Source organism: Algoriphagus aestuariicola (assembly GCF_017254835.1).
In the GTDB taxonomy this organism is placed as follows: domain Bacteria; phylum Bacteroidota; class Bacteroidia; order Cytophagales; family Cyclobacteriaceae; genus Algoriphagus; species Algoriphagus aestuariicola.
The window spans coordinates 346942-364330 of record NZ_JAFKCW010000003.1 but is presented as its reverse complement, the minus strand read 5'-3'; the positions used below and the strand labels follow the sequence as shown (position 1 = coordinate 364330).

At 47.7% G+C, this 17389-nt stretch carries 19 protein-coding genes and 1 tRNA gene; 8 read left to right on the top strand and 12 right to left on the bottom strand.

Annotated features, from left to right (window positions below):
* Positions 1-171: 171 nt before the first annotated feature.
* Positions 172-1353 carry an FG-GAP repeat domain-containing protein gene (locus J0A67_RS14210; RefSeq protein WP_206570025.1) on the bottom strand — a complete coding sequence of 394 codons (1182 nt, stop codon included), beginning with the start codon at positions 1351-1353 and terminating at the stop codon, positions 172-174.
* Positions 1354-1601: 248 nt separating this feature from the next.
* Here J0A67_RS14210 and J0A67_RS14205 point away from each other — a divergent pair, with 248 nt between their 5' ends.
* The 4 genes from J0A67_RS14205 (at position 1602) to J0A67_RS14190 (ending at position 5177) form a co-directional block, all read left to right on the top strand.
* Positions 1602-3836 (top strand): TonB-dependent receptor family protein, encoded by a 2235-nt coding sequence (locus J0A67_RS14205; protein WP_206570024.1) that lies wholly within the window; start codon positions 1602-1604, stop codon positions 3834-3836.
* A 102-nt stretch (positions 3837-3938) separates the two neighbouring features.
* Positions 3939-4157 (top strand): DUF433 domain-containing protein, encoded by a 219-nt coding sequence (locus J0A67_RS14200; RefSeq protein WP_206570023.1) that lies wholly within the window; start codon positions 3939-3941, stop codon positions 4155-4157.
* Positions 4158-4165: 8 nt separating this feature from the next.
* Positions 4166-4507 (top strand): DUF5615 family PIN-like protein, encoded by a 342-nt coding sequence (locus tag J0A67_RS14195; RefSeq protein ID WP_206570022.1) that lies wholly within the window; start codon positions 4166-4168, stop codon positions 4505-4507.
* A 61-nt stretch (positions 4508-4568) separates the two neighbouring features.
* On the top strand, positions 4569-5177 hold the full coding sequence (locus J0A67_RS14190) for a nitroreductase family protein (RefSeq protein WP_206570021.1): 609 nt from the start codon (positions 4569-4571) through the stop codon (positions 5175-5177).
* A gap of 137 nt (positions 5178-5314) precedes the next feature.
* Here J0A67_RS14190 and J0A67_RS14185 read toward each other — a convergent pair whose 3' ends face one another.
* Positions 5315-5923, bottom strand: coding sequence for a thiamine pyrophosphokinase (locus J0A67_RS14185; RefSeq protein ID WP_206570020.1), 609 nt, complete (start codon positions 5921-5923; stop codon positions 5315-5317).
* Positions 5923-6909, bottom strand: a complete 987-nt coding sequence (locus tag J0A67_RS14180; protein ID WP_206570019.1) for a dipeptidase — start codon at positions 6907-6909, stop codon at positions 5923-5925. Before J0A67_RS14180 ends, J0A67_RS14185 begins: the two co-directional genes overlap by 1 nt.
* A 509-nt stretch (positions 6910-7418) precedes the next feature.
* Here J0A67_RS14180 and J0A67_RS14175 point away from each other — a divergent pair.
* The 3 genes from J0A67_RS14175 (at position 7419) to J0A67_RS14165 (ending at position 10713) form a co-directional block, all read left to right on the top strand.
* Positions 7419-7931: a 3-hydroxyanthranilate 3,4-dioxygenase gene (locus J0A67_RS14175; RefSeq protein WP_206570018.1), complete on the top strand. Its 513-nt coding sequence runs from the start codon at positions 7419-7421 to the stop codon at positions 7929-7931.
* Positions 7932-8058: 127 nt separating this feature from the next.
* Complete coding sequence (kynU, locus tag J0A67_RS14170) at positions 8059-9336, top strand: kynureninase (RefSeq protein WP_206570017.1); 1278 nt, start codon at positions 8059-8061, stop codon at positions 9334-9336.
* A gap of 24 nt (positions 9337-9360) precedes the next feature.
* Positions 9361-10713: an FAD-dependent oxidoreductase gene (locus J0A67_RS14165; RefSeq protein ID WP_206570016.1), complete on the top strand. Its 1353-nt coding sequence runs from the start codon at positions 9361-9363 to the stop codon at positions 10711-10713.
* Positions 10714-10785: 72 nt separating this feature from the next.
* Here the strand turns inward: J0A67_RS14165 and J0A67_RS14160 are convergent, their stop codons facing one another.
* From J0A67_RS14160 to J0A67_RS14130, 7 genes are all read right to left on the bottom strand, one after another.
* Positions 10786-11802: a DUF6515 family protein gene (locus tag J0A67_RS14160; protein ID WP_206570015.1), complete on the bottom strand. Its 1017-nt coding sequence runs from the start codon at positions 11800-11802 to the stop codon at positions 10786-10788.
* A 19-nt stretch (positions 11803-11821) separates the two neighbouring features.
* On the bottom strand, positions 11822-12553 hold the full coding sequence (locus J0A67_RS14155) for a DUF2092 domain-containing protein (protein ID WP_206570014.1): 732 nt from the start codon (positions 12551-12553) through the stop codon (positions 11822-11824).
* A 256-nt stretch (positions 12554-12809) separates the two neighbouring features.
* Positions 12810-13094: a hypothetical protein gene (locus tag J0A67_RS14150; RefSeq protein WP_206570013.1), complete on the bottom strand. Its 285-nt coding sequence runs from the start codon at positions 13092-13094 to the stop codon at positions 12810-12812.
* Positions 13095-13180: 86 nt separating this feature from the next.
* Positions 13181-13546, bottom strand: a complete 366-nt coding sequence (gene rplS / locus J0A67_RS14145; protein WP_206570012.1) for a 50S ribosomal protein L19 — start codon at positions 13544-13546, stop codon at positions 13181-13183.
* Positions 13547-13622: 76 nt separating this feature from the next.
* Positions 13623-14312 (bottom strand): tRNA (guanosine(37)-N1)-methyltransferase TrmD, encoded by a 690-nt coding sequence (gene trmD / locus J0A67_RS14140; RefSeq protein ID WP_206570011.1) that lies wholly within the window; start codon positions 14310-14312, stop codon positions 13623-13625.
* A gap of 3 nt (positions 14313-14315) precedes the next feature.
* Entirely contained in the window at positions 14316-14846 is a 531-nt protein-coding gene (rimM, locus tag J0A67_RS14135; RefSeq protein WP_206570010.1) for a ribosome maturation factor RimM, read from the bottom strand.
* 14 nt (positions 14847-14860) lie between these two features.
* A complete protein-coding gene (locus J0A67_RS14130; protein ID WP_206570009.1) occupies positions 14861-15409 on the bottom strand; it encodes a 30S ribosomal protein S16 in 549 nt (182 codons plus the stop codon).
* A 194-nt stretch (positions 15410-15603) separates the two neighbouring features.
* Here J0A67_RS14130 and J0A67_RS14125 point away from each other — a divergent pair.
* Positions 15604-15675, top strand: a tRNA-Arg gene (locus tag J0A67_RS14125).
* A gap of 72 nt (positions 15676-15747) precedes the next feature.
* Here J0A67_RS14125 and J0A67_RS14120 read toward each other — a convergent pair.
* Both J0A67_RS14120 and J0A67_RS14115 read right to left on the bottom strand, forming a co-directional pair.
* A complete protein-coding gene (locus J0A67_RS14120) occupies positions 15748-16320 on the bottom strand; it encodes a hypothetical protein (RefSeq protein WP_206570008.1) in 573 nt (190 codons plus the stop codon).
* Between the two features lie 4 nt (positions 16321-16324).
* A complete protein-coding gene (locus tag J0A67_RS14115; protein WP_206570007.1) occupies positions 16325-17365 on the bottom strand; it encodes an HAD family hydrolase in 1041 nt (346 codons plus the stop codon).
* Between the last annotated feature and the right edge of the window lie 24 nt (positions 17366-17389).

Genomic DNA, 17389 nt, shown 5'->3' with positions numbered 1-17389 from the left:
TAGTATTTGGCCGAAAACCTACCCATTTTAAATGGTATTATAAAGAAAAAATTACAGGAAGTTCCTAAGGGTTTTTGTAAATAATAAGAAAATGGAGGAATTTGTCAATCCGTTCTGAACCTTCGACATCGAAGTCTCCTGACGTCAGTCTTGCGGGGGAAGATCAATTATTCAATCGATTTGCTCAAAAACGAAAATCCCCTTTTTGTTCGCGATCACCACATCCAAGAGGCCATCGCCATTAATGTCCTCGGCAACGACATTGAGTCCAACTCCGGAGTTGTCGTCGATCTGATGCGCCAGCCATCGCGGATTCTTGTCCGGTATATACTCAAACCAATACAAATAGGCTGGTTCCAAGGCCCCAGTACCTTCCCGCATGTGAGCGTAATAGCGCTTTCCGGTAATAAAGTCTTTCTTGCCGTCTCCGTTCACATCCTCGAAGGCGACGGCATGAGTTTCTGACATCTCCTCTGTCAGGATATGCCGGATAAAATTTTCGTTGCTCCCATCCCCTTTGCTTTCATACCACCAAATGCCCCGCTCATGAGCGGAGGCGGCAAAGACATCTGCAAATCCATCTTGGTTGAAATCGGCTGCATACATGTGGGAAGCCGGCTCGCCCAAATTCGAGGGGTGCCACTTCCAGTCGGATTGTGTCGGATTTCCTGGATTTTCCCACCAGCCCTCACGCACGATTACATCAGGTTTTCCGTCCCCATTGATATCTGAATATCCCAGTCCGTGTGAAAAGTTTTCGGATCCAGGAGTACCAGGACGACTTATCGTATACTTTTTCCAAGCCAAATCTCCAGCGGAAACTGGCGCCTTAAGCCAAATCATTTGCTTGTTTGCCACATCTCCGCAAAGGATGTCCTTTCGCCCATCTCCATCCATATCGACAAAATTGGGCGATTCATTTCCCACGGTCTCATGGATCATGTGCACCTGCCAAAGTTGGTTTTTGCCTTTTGGGTTTTCATGCCAATAGACCGCCTTTCCGGGAAAATCCACCCTAATCAGATCTACCCAGCCGTCATGGTTCACGTCCAGGGCAAAATTCAGCATGGAATTGCTCCATTCCTTTTCCGCCACATAGAGTTTAGGTTCGTAGATTTCATGTTTAGTCCAAGTTGGAGCTTCAAACCAAAAAGGCCCGGCCAACACGTCGATTTTCCCGTCTTGGTTCACGTCTCCCACGGCGACTCCTTCAGAAACGAAGTCGTCGAAGAGTATTGTTTTTTTGAAAGGAATGTCACCGTTTTTGTCCCGATTGGACATCATCTGCGCGTCACAGGCTAGGCTAAAGGACAGCGCCAAGGGAAAAAAGAATGCGAATAGAAGGCGTTTCATGGTTATTTGGGAAGGTGGTATAGCGAAATTTATATTTTGAATGCCTCTTTGGCTGAACTGCTAGGAAGGTAGTTCCATAGTTGCCTTTGCAAAAAGTATTTTTTTAAATCGTTATTTCCAAGCAAACAGAGAGATAGGCCAATCAATTTGTGCTCTTACTGTTTTTCTTCCAAAATGGGTTTAAAGCCAGATTAGGCCGCTGAAAAATATTCAATCCACTATCTTCGGCTTTCGTCTTAATTTCCCACATGAAAAAGATTTTCTTCTTTTTGTTTTGCTTGATCAGCTTGGTTGCTCAGGCTCAAATCCAAGTCAGGGTTGTTGACCAGATCACGGGGCTTCCATTGGAAAACGTGCGAGTGAGAGCTGAAGAGGGTACGATTCAAAGGACAAATGCATCTGGAACGGTCGTGTTTCCGGGGGATAAGCTCAGAATTTCTTTCACTTTGGAAGGCTATGAATCTTTGGAAAAGCTTTTCGGGTCGGGAGAAAATGAAGTCAAACTGACGCCAGCTGTCATGAATCTAGGCGCAGTGACGGTGACAGCCTTTGAGAGCGAGCGCCCGCTTTTGCAGCAATCGGCAGCCGTCGTGCAAGTGACGGAACGCGACTTCGGAAGATTTAACGAGATCTCCCCGGTGAATGCTTTCAACCAAAAGGCCGGTGTTCGCATCGAAGAGCGCGCTCCCGCCAGCTACCGGGTTTCGATTAGGGGAAGTTCGCTGCGATCGCCGTTCGGGGTACGCAATGTCAAAGTCTATTGGAATGAAGTCCCCTTCACCGCGCCAGACGGTACGACCGCTCTGAATTTGCTCGATTTGGCGAATATCCGGTCTTCGGAAGTAGTAAAAGGTCCGTCTGGGAGTATCTACGGTGCGGGAAATGGCGGGGCAATTTCACTTTTCAGTCAGCCAAACATTTCTGGAAATCGGGTATCGGCGGACTTTCTGGCTGGTGACTTTGGGCTTTCAAAGTATCGTTTGAGCCTTTCCCAGCAGGTCGGTGATGGCGGAATTGAAGCTTCTTTCGTTTCGCAGAAATCGGATGGCTATCGGGAGCACTCGGCGGTGGATAGACAAGTATTTCAGTTGGGGGGCTTTTTCCCTGTATCAGACAAGCAGGAAATCCGCACCCAATTGCTGGTGTCGGATCTAGATTATCAGATCCCCGGAGCGCTGAATGCCGACCAGTTAGCGGCGGATCCGACTCAGGCTCGCCCAGGTTCTGTCGCCCAAAACAGCTCCATTTCTCAGCAAGCACTTTTGCTTTCCTTGGGGCATCTGTATCGCTTTTCAGAGAAAGCGAGTAACAATACCACGGTCTATCTAAACACGAATGACTTTGAAAATCCCTTCATTCTTGACTACAAGAAAGAACTGGGTTTCGGATACGGGTTGCGAACCAAATTCATTTACGACGGAAAGTTGGCAGGGAAGTCCTTTCGCTTAGTTGCAGGTGGAGAATACCAAAACAGCTTGACGAACGCCCAGAATTTTGGGAATCGCGAAGGTGTCGCAGATACCGTTCGCTTTGCGGACAAGCTCCGAGCTTACCAAGGTTTCCTTTTTCAGCAGGCTGAGTGGAATCTCACAGAGGAGCTGCTTTTCACATTAGGTTTGAGCGAAAACTTCTCAGGCTATGAGATAGATCGTCAAATCGACGCTTCCGGTGGGGCAACGGGACTACAGAAGCGAACTTTCGATCCTGAAATCGTGCCGCGCGTTGCGCTGAATTACAGGCTGAATTCCTTCAGTTCGGTTTATGGCTCTGTCAGCGGGGGATTTTCTCCTCCGACCATAGACGAGGTTCGTACCAACGAGGGCAGTGTCAATCTGGATCTTGAAGCGGAGAAGGGCACCAACTTTGAATTGGGCTATAGACTTGGAAAGGAAAAAATCAATCTTGAGTTGATTGCCTACTATCTTAAACTCGACCAGACCATTACCACCTACACCAATGAAAATGGCGTGGTGCTCTTCCGAAACGCAGGTTCCACTGATCAAAAGGGGATTGAAGCCTCTGTGGATTACGCCTTGCTGAGAAATGGCTTGGGATTCTTTAAGGACTTGCTGCTGGGAACTGCCTATACGGGACAGTTTTTTACATTCAACGACTACCAAAAACAGGACAACGATTTCTCAGGAAATGACCTAACCGGCGTACCGCCGAACAATCTGGTAAGCCGGCTCGATATCCGTTCCCGTCCGGGAATTTATTTGAACCTGACCCATCAATTCACGGACGAAATTCCACTCAACGATGCCAATACCGTCTATCAAGATGCCTACAACCTGGTAAATCTGAGGTTTGGCTGGGTGAAAAATCTGGGACAGTGGGATTTGGAGCTTTTCGCCGGAGTGGACAATCTCTTGGATGAAAGCTACTCCCTCGGCAATGACCTCAACGCATTTGGTGGGAGATACTATCAGCCCGCTCCGACCCGCAACTGGTATGGGGGTGTGAAGCTAGGTTGGAATTACTAGGCTGGGTGACGCTTGGTTGGAGCTCAAGAACTGGAAAACTGCCGGCTTGGATTGTCCCGTCCCATTAGAAATCATTTGGATGAAATATTCGTAAATTCCCCCATGGACTATTCAAAATATATCGCCATTGATCCCAATATCCGGTTTGGAAAACCTTATCTCATTGGAAGTAGGATCACCGTTTCCGATGTTTTGGGTTGGATGGCATCCGGAATGAGTGTGGAGGAGATTTTGGAAGACTTTCCGGAGCTGAGCGAAGAACATGTCCGAGCCTGCCTCGCCTATGCCGCCGACAAAGAGCAGAAGTTGAAGTATGCTTAGCCAGCGATATGCCTTTACTTTTTGATCAAAATATTTCCTATCGAATCCTAAAAGCGTTTTCTGCAGACTTTCCGGGTTGCAAGCAGGTTAGAGAGGTGGGCTTAGAAGGAAAAACGGATCGAGAGATTTGGAATTGGGCAAAAGAAAACGGATTTGCCATCGCGAGTTTCGATTCTGACTTCGTGGATCTTTCCATTCTTCTAAAATCTCCGCCTAAAGTGGTTTGGTTTCGTTTGGGTAACTCTTCCACCAATCATATAGCTCAAATACTTTTGTCGAGGAAAAATGAGATTCTCGACTTTTTGTCCCATGAGCAAGAAGGCATTCTAAAAATCGAGTCAGGTTTTTAGACCTAGAGCGAACTTCCAGCGCAAAAAATCAATTGATCGAATAATACATTTTAAGACAAACATGCAAAGACCCGATTTCAACATCGCAGAAGTCAATAAGATTATCCGGGGACGCCGTTCCCAATTTGCCGCACAGTATAAGGAAAACGATCCGGTGGAGGACTCCATCATCGAGGAAATCCTCGAAAACGCAAGCTGGGCGCCTACCCACAAGCTCACCCAACCTTGGAGATTCATCGTCTACGCCGGGGCTGGAATAAAGAAATTTGCCGACTATCAGGCTGAACTTTACAAGTACAGAGCGGAGAAAAACGGCACCAACTTTATCGAAGCAACCTACCAGAAATTCAAGGAACAACCCTTGAAGGCTTCCCATGTGATCGCTATCGTTATGAAGAGAACAGAAGGTTCAGGCATTCCGGTAATGGAGGAGATCGCTGCAACTGCCATGGCGGTTCAGAACATGTACCTGACAGCTTGCGCGCATGGCTTGGCCTGCTACTGGGGTACCGGCGGGCCGACTTTCTGGCCAGAAGCTAGAGAAGATTTCGGTTTGGAAGGGGAGGATATGCTGATGGGCTTTTTCTACGTTGCCAAGCCAGCTTCTGACAACTGGCCGGAAGGCAAAAGAGATTCAATGGCTGAAAAAGTAAGCTGGGTGAGGGAGTAACCGTCATCGCGAGGAACCACGCGATCTTTATCCATAGAACAAGAAAGGAAGGCAAAGGTCTTCCTTTTTCCTTTGGTTATCCCGAAGTGAAAGAGGGTCCAAAATAACTTAAATGTCAACCTAATTTTTCCTTTGCCTCAAACCTCTTCCCCCACCCAAAATAAATCCGCTCCCTTGATCTCGGTGATGCCCTCGGGTACTTCCAGTTGGGTCAAATAGAAAAGTGGCAGAAAAAGTTTGCCATCCGAATTGGCGACCTCCAAAGGCATACCTTCCCTTCCGAGGATGCGGATAGTCGAAGCCACAAACCACTTTTTGAATTCTCTGGTCTTGACAGGATAGTATTTCCAGCCGTCGTCCAAAACGGTCAGGTCTAGGAGTTCCGCCTCGGGAGTCAAAGTCTCTAGCTTGGAATGGTCAAAGCCCACCAAATGCGCTCCTTTGTGTTGGGAAGCCAGCAGGTATTGCAGGCCTTCATGGAGGAAATTGTCTGCGTTGGCGGTCAGAAACCTCACCGGATATTGTTCCTCCAAAAGGTGAATATTCTCCTTTTGAAAAGCCTCTTCCGCAAGGATCACGTCGACTTTTATTCCCCAGCTTAGCACTGTGTCCAAGCATTCCTGCCAGACAATAACCGTCGGCACCCATTCCAAAAGCGGCGAAACGGCATCAAAGCCCAATCCTCCGGTGCTCAAAATAAAGACTGCGGGCTCCTGTTGTTCTTTGACAAAATGATGGCTAGACATCAGCTCCAGAGTTTTTGATAAAAGTTAAAGACATTTTCGAAAGCCATTTTGCGAAGCTGTACCTCGGACAAGCTCGTGTTCAGATGCTCCAGAATATCGGGGTATTTGCTGGAGTTTTCCGCCAAAGAGAAATAAAAAGGATGGCGGCTTTTGTCGGGGAAATCTTGGGTATAAAAGAAGTCTGCTCCAAAACAGATGGCATTTTCGCGCAGTTTGGTGCCGTATTCCAAGTGCTCGTACAAGCGCTCTGGAACATCCGTGTCCAAGAATGCGCGAAGGAAATTTACGCCGATAATCCCACCTCGATTGATGATTTCCTGGGCAAATTCATCGCTCAGATTCCGTTTGTGATTCCAAAGTGTGCGGAAATTGGAATGGCTGGCAATGACCGGAATCGGAAGGTGATGGCGATCAATATGTTTCAAAATCCCCTCGGCCAGCAAATCGGAAGTATGGGAAAGATCGATCGGAATCCTCTTGCCCGCCATGTAGTCAAGCAGCCTTTTCCCGTCCTCTTTTAGTCCGATTCCTTCGGTGTAGTTGCCTCCCCCAAAGCGATTTTCGGTATGGTGGGTCAGACTGATGTACGCCAGCTGCCCGACTGTATCGACAATTGAGTCAAACTGAGCGTAAATCTCGGGCCATGTGGCATTTTCATGTCCGAATCCAGCCGCGTTTTCTACCGAAGCGATGATCCCGATAGACTCTTGATTGTCCTGATTTTGAATGTATTCCGAATCAAACCTGGTGACGGTACCGGCCTCGTTTTGAAGTAAATCCGAAAAAATCCGAGCCTGCTTGCTTGCCAAATCCATGCTGTCGGGATTGACATCGGTGTAGATGGCCATGACCTGCATTTTCATCCCACCGGCTTCCATCCAGGGAAATGCACAGGCAATTTGGGAGGAATCAAAAGGGTCTGCATTGGGCACTTTGGCCATAAACGACAATAAATCGCAATGCATATCGGCGATGGGATACTTCATGAAGGGAATGGGTTTTCAGGCAAAATAAGGCAAAATGGACTTAGAATTTTTAATTTCGGAACAAGATGAGGACTCTATTGACTCAAGCCAACGCAATTGTTTTCCGGAATAAAATAACGACTTCTGGAAATTCAAGAATTTAAAAAACGATATCTACCGCGTTTTTGCTCTTGCTATCCATCAAGGAGTAAGTTTCACCTGCGTAGCACCTAACATAATTCGGATAGGCGGGAGGGAGGATTTGCCAGCGAGCCAGCGTTCGGCCTCGTGCGGTGGGAGCTTTGGCGAATCTTGACTTTTTGGTTTTGGGTCAAGCCAAAAGAACGAAGAAAAAAGAACCTGAACGAGCTTAGGAGCGACATTTATTACTCTAAAGTTAAAGACCATCAGGAAGCGGAAATGCTAGCAAGAAAGAACTGAGCAAAAATTTAACTTCATACAATCTACTCCGTGTTTTTCCTCCCAATACCTATCTTTGGCACAAATCCCCTTTCAAACCTAATCATACCATGGCCGTAGCAAAACCCTTCAATTTCAAACAGTGGATCGAAGACAACCGCCACCTGCTCAAGCCGCCTGTCGGCAACCAACAGGTGTATAAAGGAAACGGCGACTTCATCGTAATGGTCGTGGGCGGGCCCAATAGCCGCAAAGATTACCACTACGACGAGAGTGAGGAGTTTTTCTACCAGTTGGAAGGCGATATCGTCCTGAAGATCATCGAGAACGGAAAGCCCAAGGACATCGAGATCAAGGAGGGAGAAATCTTCCTTCTTCCGGCAAAAGTGCCTCATTCTCCGCGCCGTCCGGCCAATACGGTTGGCCTGGTGATCGAGCGTTATCGCCAGCCTGGTGAGATGGATGGCTTTATCTGGCACTGCGAAAATTGCGGGGAAAAGCTGTATGAGGAATATGTAGAACTCGCAGACATCGTGTCCCAACTTCCTCCGATCATGGAGCGCTTCTGGTCCAATGATGAATTGAGGACCTGCAAGGCTTGCGGGACTTTTATGCAAAAATAGACGATGTCAATAGCCCACCGACGGTTGTTGACAGCAGGTATTGCATGGTTTTGAGTTTGATAATCAAGGTTGAAGAATTTTATGACGGGCCGAGGACGGAAGTCTGTCGACCGTTGACCAACAAAAAATGAATTTTGAATATTCCGAATCCTTCGCCCTTCACATGGACGCTCAAGACCCCTTGGCGTCTTTCCGATCGCGATTTCACTTTCCGAAAGTAAATGGAAAGGAAGCCATCTATTTTTGCGGCAACTCGCTGGGTATTCAGCCCAAATCCGTCAAAGACCACCTCGAGCGGGAGCTAAACAACTGGGCTGATCTGGCGGTAGACGGACATTTCCATGGGGAAGATGCCTGGTTTCACATTCGCAAAAAATCCAAGCCGGCACTGGCTGAGATAGTTGGTGCGCATGAACATGAGGTGGTGGCGATGAACAATCTTTCCGTCAATCTTCATTTGTTGATGGTTTCGTTTTATAGACCGAGCGAAGAGCGGTACAAGATCATAGTTGAAGCGGGAGCTTTTCCCTCAGACCAATACATGCTCGAATCCCAGATCAAGTTTCATGGCTTGGATCCGGCTGACGCGCTTGTAGAACTAAGTCCCAGGCCGGGAGAGCATATCCTGCGCACAGAGGATATTTTGGCTGAAATCAGAAAGCAAGGAGATTCCCTGGCTATGGTCAATATGGCCGGACTGCAATATTATACCGGGCAGCTTTTTGATATGGAGGCAATCACCGCCGCCGCGCATGAAGTTGGCGCGGTTGCGGGTTTTGACCTTGCTCATGCGGCTGGAAACGCCGTTTTGAAGCTCCACGAATGGGATGTGGATTTTGCCACTTGGTGCAGCTACAAATATCTCAACTCCGGTCCAGGCAATGTTTCGGGTATTTTTGTCCATGAGCGCTATGCCGAGCGTGCCGATTTGCCCCGTTTTGCGGGCTGGTGGGGACATGACGAAGAGGAGCGATTCAAGATGGAAAAAGGCTTTATACCGATGTTTGGAGCCGACGGTTGGCAGCTGGCTAACAATAACGTCTTGGCTTTGGCAGCGCATCAGGCATCTTTGGACATTTTTCAGGAAGCGGGAATGGAAAATCTCCGTGCAAAGAGTGAAAAGTTGACCGCCTACTTGGAGTTTCTCATCCGTGAAATCAGCGGAGAATCAGGGGTTTTGGAAATTATTACCCCAAAAAACCCTGCGGAAAGAGGCTGTCAGTTATCTTTGCTGATTCATCGGGGAGGGAAAGCCGTATTCGATGAGTTTTATAAACATGGTGTGGTAGGTGACTGGAGAAATCCCAATGTGATCCGTCTTGCTCCTACTCCGCTGTACAACAGCTTCATGGACGTGTTTCGATTTGCACAGATTTTGGAACAATCCTTGGAGAAATTCGCTTGAAAGAAGCGTGGGTAAACTTATCCGATGAAAAAAAACGAAATCACCATCTTGGGTGCCGGTCTGATCGGCAGTCTGATGGCCATATACCTCAAGCGCCAAGGGCTGGATGTCTCAGTCTACGACAAGCGGCCAGACAAGCGTAAAACCCCCTATTCCGAAGCCGGCAGATCCATCAATATGGCACTAAGCCATAGAGGTTGGAAAAGTCTGGAACAGGTGGGTTTGAAAGACAAAGTGCTACCGTTGGCTATCCCGATGTATGGGAGAAAAGTGCACGACGAGCACGGCAAAACCAGCTTTATCCCCTATGGCAATGCCAATCAGGCGATCTACTCTATCTCCAGAGGCAAATTCAACCAAATGCTGGTCGAAGAGGCTGAGCGGCTGGGAGCTGCTGTCCACTTTGAGCACAAGTGCGTTGGTGTGGACTTCCAAAGCAACCAGGTGACGTTTGATACTCCAACGGGTGAGAAAACTCTTTTTCCCAAGGTGGTCATCGGAGCGGATGGAGCCTATTCTTCCCTGAGGATGGCAATGCAGAAGCAGATCCGCTTCAATTACAAGCAGGAGTTCATTCCGCATGGATACAAGGAATTGACGATCCCAGCAACTGCTGAGGGTGAGTTTGCCATGGACCCGAATGCTTTACATATCTGGCCCCGCGGGAAGTTTATGTTGATAGCGCTGCCAAACCCTGACAAGTCTTTCACCTGTACGCTATTTTTGCCTTTCGAGGGGTCAAAGGTTTGTTTTGAGAAAATCCGGGACGAAAAGGATCTGGAAACGATGTTTAAGGCCTATTTTGACGATGCATACCAGCTGATGCCGGATCTGAAGACTGAGTTTTTCAAGAATCCAACCGCTGCACTGATCAATATTGAGTGCTTCCCTTGGGTACAAGGAAACGCCCTGCTTTTGGGGGATGCTTCCCATGCTATGGTGCCGTTTTACGGTCAGGGGATGAATTGTGGTTTTGAGGATTGCTACATTCTCAATGGATTAATCGAAAAGTTAGGCACCAACGCCTGGGACCTGGTCTTTGAAAAATTCCAGAAGAAGCGCAAGCCAGACACGGATGCCATATGCCAGCTTGCGATGGAAAACTTCAAAGAAATGAGGGATTCTGTAGGTGATCCAAAGTTTTTGCTCCGCAAAAAAATCGAAGCCAAGCTACATGAGCTCTATCCAAAAGAATGGATTCCGCTCTATACCATGGTGACCTTCTCCGACATGGGCTATGCCGAGGCTTATGCACAAGGCAAACTCCAAGAAGCAATAATGAACAAGGTGATGGCAAATCCACTCATCACCGAGAACTGGGACAAACTCGACTACGAGGAAATCATCAACCAGATGGAAACAGCAAAAGCGGTCTAAGGACCGCTTTTTTATGACTAAGTCTTTCTGGTTTGCTGTGAAAGGGATGATTACACGATTTGGTTAAAGGAACTATTGTTCCACCTCTTCGACTTGGGCAATCTCATAGGCGTTTTTCCCATCGACCTGAACGGGTAGGTAGTAGGTGTCGCCATACTTGACATAGGTTTGGTCACCAACTTTTACTTCTTCGGCTCCTTCTGGGAGCTGGTCTACGGTCGCCCCAGCCGGTGGAGGCACGACTGTGTAGCCTCCATCTTCTTTTTCGTAAAAGGTTCCTCCATAGTAATAGTTGTTTACCGTTTCATTGACTTGTACAGTTTCGGCTTCGCTGGGAATCACTTTTACGGTAGCGCCCTGCGGTGCTTCTACCACGACATATCCGCCGTCGGATTCGGTATAAAAGACGCCTTCATCATAGTGGTATTTTTGGTTTTCCACGGTGACTATGATGGCCGTGGTAGCCAACGCCGCCACAAAGAAGCCCCAGGGATGCCAAGCAGGTCCCCAGTAGAAAGGCGTATAAGGATGGTAGTAGTATGGTCTAAAACAGGAGAAGCCATAGCCTCCCCAAACTACAGGAGGACGAGGATAGGGGCGATAGGGAGGTCGGTAGGCTACATTTCGGGTGTTTCGTACATTGATGTTGACGTTTCTACTATTGTCGATATTTACCCTATTGCCGACGTTGGTGTTGTTGCCGACACGGTTTCCGGAATTGTTACCGACACGGTTCCCGGAGTTGTTACCAACATTTCTGTCTTTCACGCTGGCCACTTTGCCGTTGTTAGTTGGCTTTTGCACGAGTTTATTTGAGCCTCCATTCAAAGTAGCTTTTGCGCTTGAATTGGAAGCTCTTCTGTCTGATTGGGAGGCTTGAGGTCTTGATGCAGGCCTGTTGGCCGTAGCAGGCCTCGACGCGGGCCTGGCAGTGGATCTTTGAGGCGCACTTCTGGTAGTTGTTGGTCTTGCGGCCCCCCTACCAGCGGCGGCCCCCCGCATCCGTTGGGCTTCGGCGAGGTCCGGAAAAATTAACATCCCAAAAATACCCAACATCAGAATTCCGATTTTCACATTGAAAGTTTTCATAGGTCTCTGTTTAGCTTGGTCAATTTTTTTTGATCCACGTGATTTGCTTGGCATTTGGTGGAGGCAAAAATTCAAAAATCGATTCGGGAAGGTCTTGGTTCAATTCCCAATCGTAAAAGTCCGTTTGATGTTGGTGTGCATATGGCCCGTCCATATAGGTGATCAGGATTTTTTTTGGCAAAAAATAGCCATCGTCAGAGATCCAGAACTGGAAGGTCGCATTTTCATTGGCGGCGCCAATATGGAATGTACGGACGCCGTCAATATGGATGACTCCCAAAAATTCCACGTAGTCCATTTTGTCGGCAAAATCTTGGGAAAAAGACGGATAAAAAAGGTCTGCCAGAGTCAGTTCAACTCCAAAATCCTCATATAACCAATCAATGGTTTCGATCAGATTATCCGGCGCATCTGCCACCGCATATAGATTGTTCGCAAAAGAGTAGTAGGCCACCTGGGAGCCGTTGTAGCTATACAGATCATCTTGTTTCTCTCCGGAAATGCGGACCGAGAACTTGTTTGGCCCCAAAAACCTAACCTTACTGGATCCGAATTCCTTAATAAAGAAGTCCTCGGAGTATACCACGTCCTTGGCTACCTCGCTGGTGAATCCCACAGACTTTAGTTCTCCAAACAGACCGCTCATCTTGTCCAAGATCATCATGGCGGTTGAGTCAATTTTTCCTTCTTGGGCTTTTGCAAAATGGCCGGTAACAATCAGCGCCAGCCCTAAACAGATCTTTTTGAGCATAGATTAAAATTTAGGTGGGAATAAAAAAGCTAGCTAAATCTAATGATTAGACCGCAAATATTTGTTATTGAAGATTGAAAATACCGTCAAAAACGGCTAGTTGTCAATAAGATGTAGCATTGCTCACGTGTGGTGTTCCTGTCCAAAACTTTGGTCATAGGGCCCAGTTGGACCTGTATATGGTCGATACCCACCCAAAAAGTCGATTAAGGGCCGTGTCATCAGGTTCGGAAAAAGAACCTTGCCATAGATTAAGTCAAATCTTACGGCCGAGCCAAGTCAAAAACCCCAGTAAAAGCAGAAGCTTGACACAAATACCAACAAAGAAGTAAGATATTATAGCATCGGGACTTTGTCCGGGAAAGAGGTCTGCCAAATCGGAATCAAATTCCCAATCCCAGCCGGTAAAAAAACCATCGGCGGCCAAATAGGCCATGTAAGCACTTCCAAGCAGTAGGAATATCAACAGCCCCTGTCCGATTCTCACGAACGTTTTGCCCAAAAGGGCTCCAGGGTCAGAAAGGGAAATTGTTGGGTTCATGGAGATTATCTTTTTCCCAATTTAACGAAAACAAAAAAAAGGAACCCATTTCTGGATTCCTTTTTAGGATATCGAACGCGACAATCTTAGTGTCTTGGTCTGATTTTTTCCTTGATACGGGCAGCTTTACCCTGACGACCTCTCAAGTAGAACAGACGAGCTCTTCTCACTTTACCTTCTCTCAATACGTCGATTTGCTCGATCGCTGGGGAAATGATTGGGAAGATACGCTCTACGCCTACACCGTTGGAGATTTTACGTACAGTGAAGGTTTCACCGTTAGTGTTCGGGTTTTTGCGCTGGATCACAGTTCCCTGAAACTGCTGGATACGCTCCTTGTTACCTTCTTTGATACGTACGTGTACGTTGATGGTATCACCGGCTTTGAAAGAAGGGAATTTGGCTCTCGCCTCGCTGTATTCCGCTTCTACAATTTTCATTAGATCGCTCATAGCTCTATATTTTATGCTTTCGCAGTTCACCGCCGCAGCGGTTTAAATGAATTACTTTTTTTAACTCTTGTCTCGCCTACTCCCATCCGCTGCCCTCAAGCAGGTCAGGACGTTTTTCCTTGGTTCGGCGAACCGATGCTTCAAATCTCCACTCGTTTATCTTGGCTTCATGGCCTGAAAGCAACACTTCCGGTACTCCCATTCCTTCATATTCTGCAGGCCGGGTATAAACGGGTGGTGCCAAAAGACCATCCTGAAAGGAATCCGTCAAGGCAGAAGTCTCGTCATTGAGAACTCCCGGAATCAGCCGGATAATCGCATCAGCCACTACAGCTGCTGCCAATTCTCCTCCCGAAAGGACGAAATCTCCAATGCTGATTTCCCGGGTGATGAACTTGTCCCGCACGCGCTGATCTACCCCCTTATAGTGACCGCAGAGGATCAGGAGGTTTTTCTTAAGCGAGAGCGAGTTGGCCATGGGCTGATCAAAGGTGTCTCCATCAGGAGTCATGTAGATGATTTCATCATACGTTCTTTCCTTTTGAAGCGCCTCGATGCATCGAGCAATCGGCTCGATCATCATGACCATCCCTGCTCCACCTCCGAATGCATAGTCATCGACTTGGTTTTGCTTGCCGGTGGCATAGTCCCTGAGGTTATGCACCTTTACACTGGCCAAGCCTTTGTCCTCCGCTCTTTTTAAGATCGAGTGGGAGAAAGGTCCCTCCAGTAATCCCGGCACCACAGTGATGATATCAATGTGCATGGCTCAGTCTTCCAGATAAATGTCAAGTAAACCTTCTGGTAATTGGCAGTAAACTTTTTTTGCTGCCTTGTCCACTTTGGAAATGATGCCGTCCTGTATTGGGATCAGCACTTCTTTTCCTTGGTGGGTCACTCCGAGGAGATCCTGTGTTTCCAGATCGTAGATGATCTGAACTGGTCCGATTAGTCCCAAAGTCTCATCTATGACTTCAAAACCAACCAGCTCGTGGAAGTAGTATTGACCTTCTTCGAGTTGGGGCAATTCGGTCAGAGGAAGATAAGCTTCTGATCCGACCATATTTTCCACCGACTCGATGGTGTCCAGCTCTTCAAACTTCGCCAAGGCTTTTCCTCCCGGCTGGATCACAAAGTGCTCCAAAAAGAAGGGGACCAATCGGCCTTTTTGTTCGATGAACAGGTGCTCTAATCCTTCGTAGTCCTCAGGATAATCTACGTCGAGCACTACGTTTACTTCTCCACGAAGTCCATGAACTTTGGCAATTCTGCCTATTTGAAAGCACTGATCCTTGTTCATGGAATAGGGTTCTATTAAGCTTCAGCTTCTCCGCCTTCTGCAGTAGCTTCAGGAGCGGCCTCTTCAGAGGCAGGAGCTTCGGCAGCGGCTGCAGCAGCCTTTGCTTCTTCTTCTCTTGCTTTGATAGCGTCCAGACGAGCTTGGTTTTTAGCAGCTTCGGCAGCCTGTGCTTTTGCACGGACATCAGCTTTGGCAGCAGCCAACTTGTCAGACTTGGATGCGATTTTTGAGTCTTTTTCTTCCAACCAAGCACCGAATTTAGCGTCTGCTTGCTCTTGGGAGATAGCGCCTTTCAATACACCGATTTGAAGGTGTTTTTTCAGCATGATACCTCGGTAGGAAAGCATAGCTTTTACGGTATCAGTCGGCTGAGCTCCATTCAACAACCAAGTAAGAGCACGCTCATTGTTGATGTTGATGGAAGCGGGGTTTGTGTTCGGATTGTAAGTTCCGATTTTCTCGATGAAGCGTCCATCTCGTGGAGCTCTTGCATCAGCTACAACGACGTCATAGATGGCTTGTTTTTTTCTGCCTCGACGTGCTAATCTGATTTTTACGGACATAATTTTTTAGATTAAGTGATTGGATGGAACCCGTCCATCCTAATTTTGGAGTGCAAAGATAGGGTAAATCATTGTAAAGGCACAAGTTGACTCCAGAATATTTGCCTGTAATTTCAGAATTCCTTTATCTTGCGGCTCGAAAATCCGTGGCGTGGATCAACTTTGATTGACAAACGCCGCTTCCAAACCCTTATGGCCTTGTAGTTCAACGGATAGAACAAGCGTTTCCTAAACGCTAGATCTAGGTTCGATTCCTAGCTAGGCTACAAAAAAGCCGCTTTCAAGAACTTGGAAGCGGCTTTTTTTTTGCGGCATTAACCTTTGTTCTGCGGAACAAGCTAAAAAGTATACGCCACTCCTACGCTCAGACCGAAACTGTTGTACCCATCGATCTTGAAGTCGTATACGAGGCTGGCCAAAAGTTCGAGCCTTTCCCGGATCTCCATCGATGGCTCAACTCCAAGCCTAACCACCGCGAAATCCTCTTCTTTTGCAAACTCGCCGCCTGCACCCGCAAACAGGGTGAGGTACTCCAAGGGTCGGTAGCCTACCACCGCGATGCTGGCAAGCGGTGTCGACCGGGTGATCACTTGTCCATTTCCTTCCTCTGACTCCACCTCGAAATCACTAAGGATCAGTTCGTTTTGAAGGCCTAAGCTCCAGATTGGATTCAAGCGATAGGTGTAGTCCACAGCCCAGCTGGGTAAAGAGAGCCATTTCTTTTTTCCTTCCTGAAATCCCTTGGCCACTTGGGTATGGCCGATGGCGATTGCGATACTTTGTTTTTTGGTAAATTCTCTTTCTTCTTTTCGCTCCTCTTGGGCCATGCTTGACTTGCTGATCAAGAGGGCGAAAAGGGCACAGGTAATTGCCAACGCCTGACTTCGGATGCTAACCTTAATCTCCTTCATGCACTTATTGGTTTTTCTCGAAGGGGTAGATGATTTTCCAGTCGGTTTGCATATCGATCACCGTCCAGCCTTTTTCTATTGCTTCATCTAGCCCAATGTCAAATTTTCCGATATGGGAATCCCTGTCATATGCCCACTCACGGAGGGAGTCGGTATGATGGATATAGAGTTGGAAGCTCATCAAGGGGTTGGCGTCTGTCCAGCGGAGCATCTGAAGGTCACCGTCGGAGTTACCTGCAGCGAAGACGGGCTTGCGACCGATGTATCGGTTGATCCCTATGGGCTTTCCTTCTTTGTCATCGATCAGGTCGATCTTGGCCAGTCGCTTGATTATGGGCTTGCCGTTGTTGTAGTCGTATTCAGTTTGGATGCTGCTGCCGACTACTTGGTCTTTTGGAATTCCGTAGACCCCTTCCACCCAAGGACGCATGAATTCTATCCCACCGCCAGAGACTATAAAGGTTTTGAAATCATTCGCTCTCAGAAAGTCGAGTAGCTCCAACATAGGCTGGAATACCAGCTCGGTGTAGCGCCTTTTTTTTACCGGATGCTGAGCAGTGTCAATCCAACTTCTCACTAGGCTGTCAAATTCGTCTGTGGTATTTCCGGCATGGGTTGACATTACGATTTCAAGAAGCCCATGTTCCCCTTGCTGCATGAGCGTGGGCATGTCGTTTTCCAAGACAGCTTTGTATGGCTGTTTGTTTTTCCATTCCGGGTGTTCCGCCGCAAGAGCTTTTACCCTGTCCAAGGCAAAGAAGAACTGAAAGTAGATCGGTTGCTCCGACCAGAGCGTGCCGTCGTTGTCAAAGGTGGCGATACGGTCCGCCACGGGAATGAAATTGGGACTGGCGCTGTCGGTCACGTCTTCCACGAAGCTGATGATCGCTTCCTTTCGCGGGCCGTCATTCCAGGACGGAAGGGGATCGGCTTCAACAATTGACGTGGGTTCGGCCGTTTTCTCCGCAGGTGGGGTGCAGGCAGCGATTAATCCCAGGATGAGAACCAAGGTTAAATAACGAGATTGTTTTGGTTTTGCTTTCATGGCATTTCTGTTAAAAATTCAGTA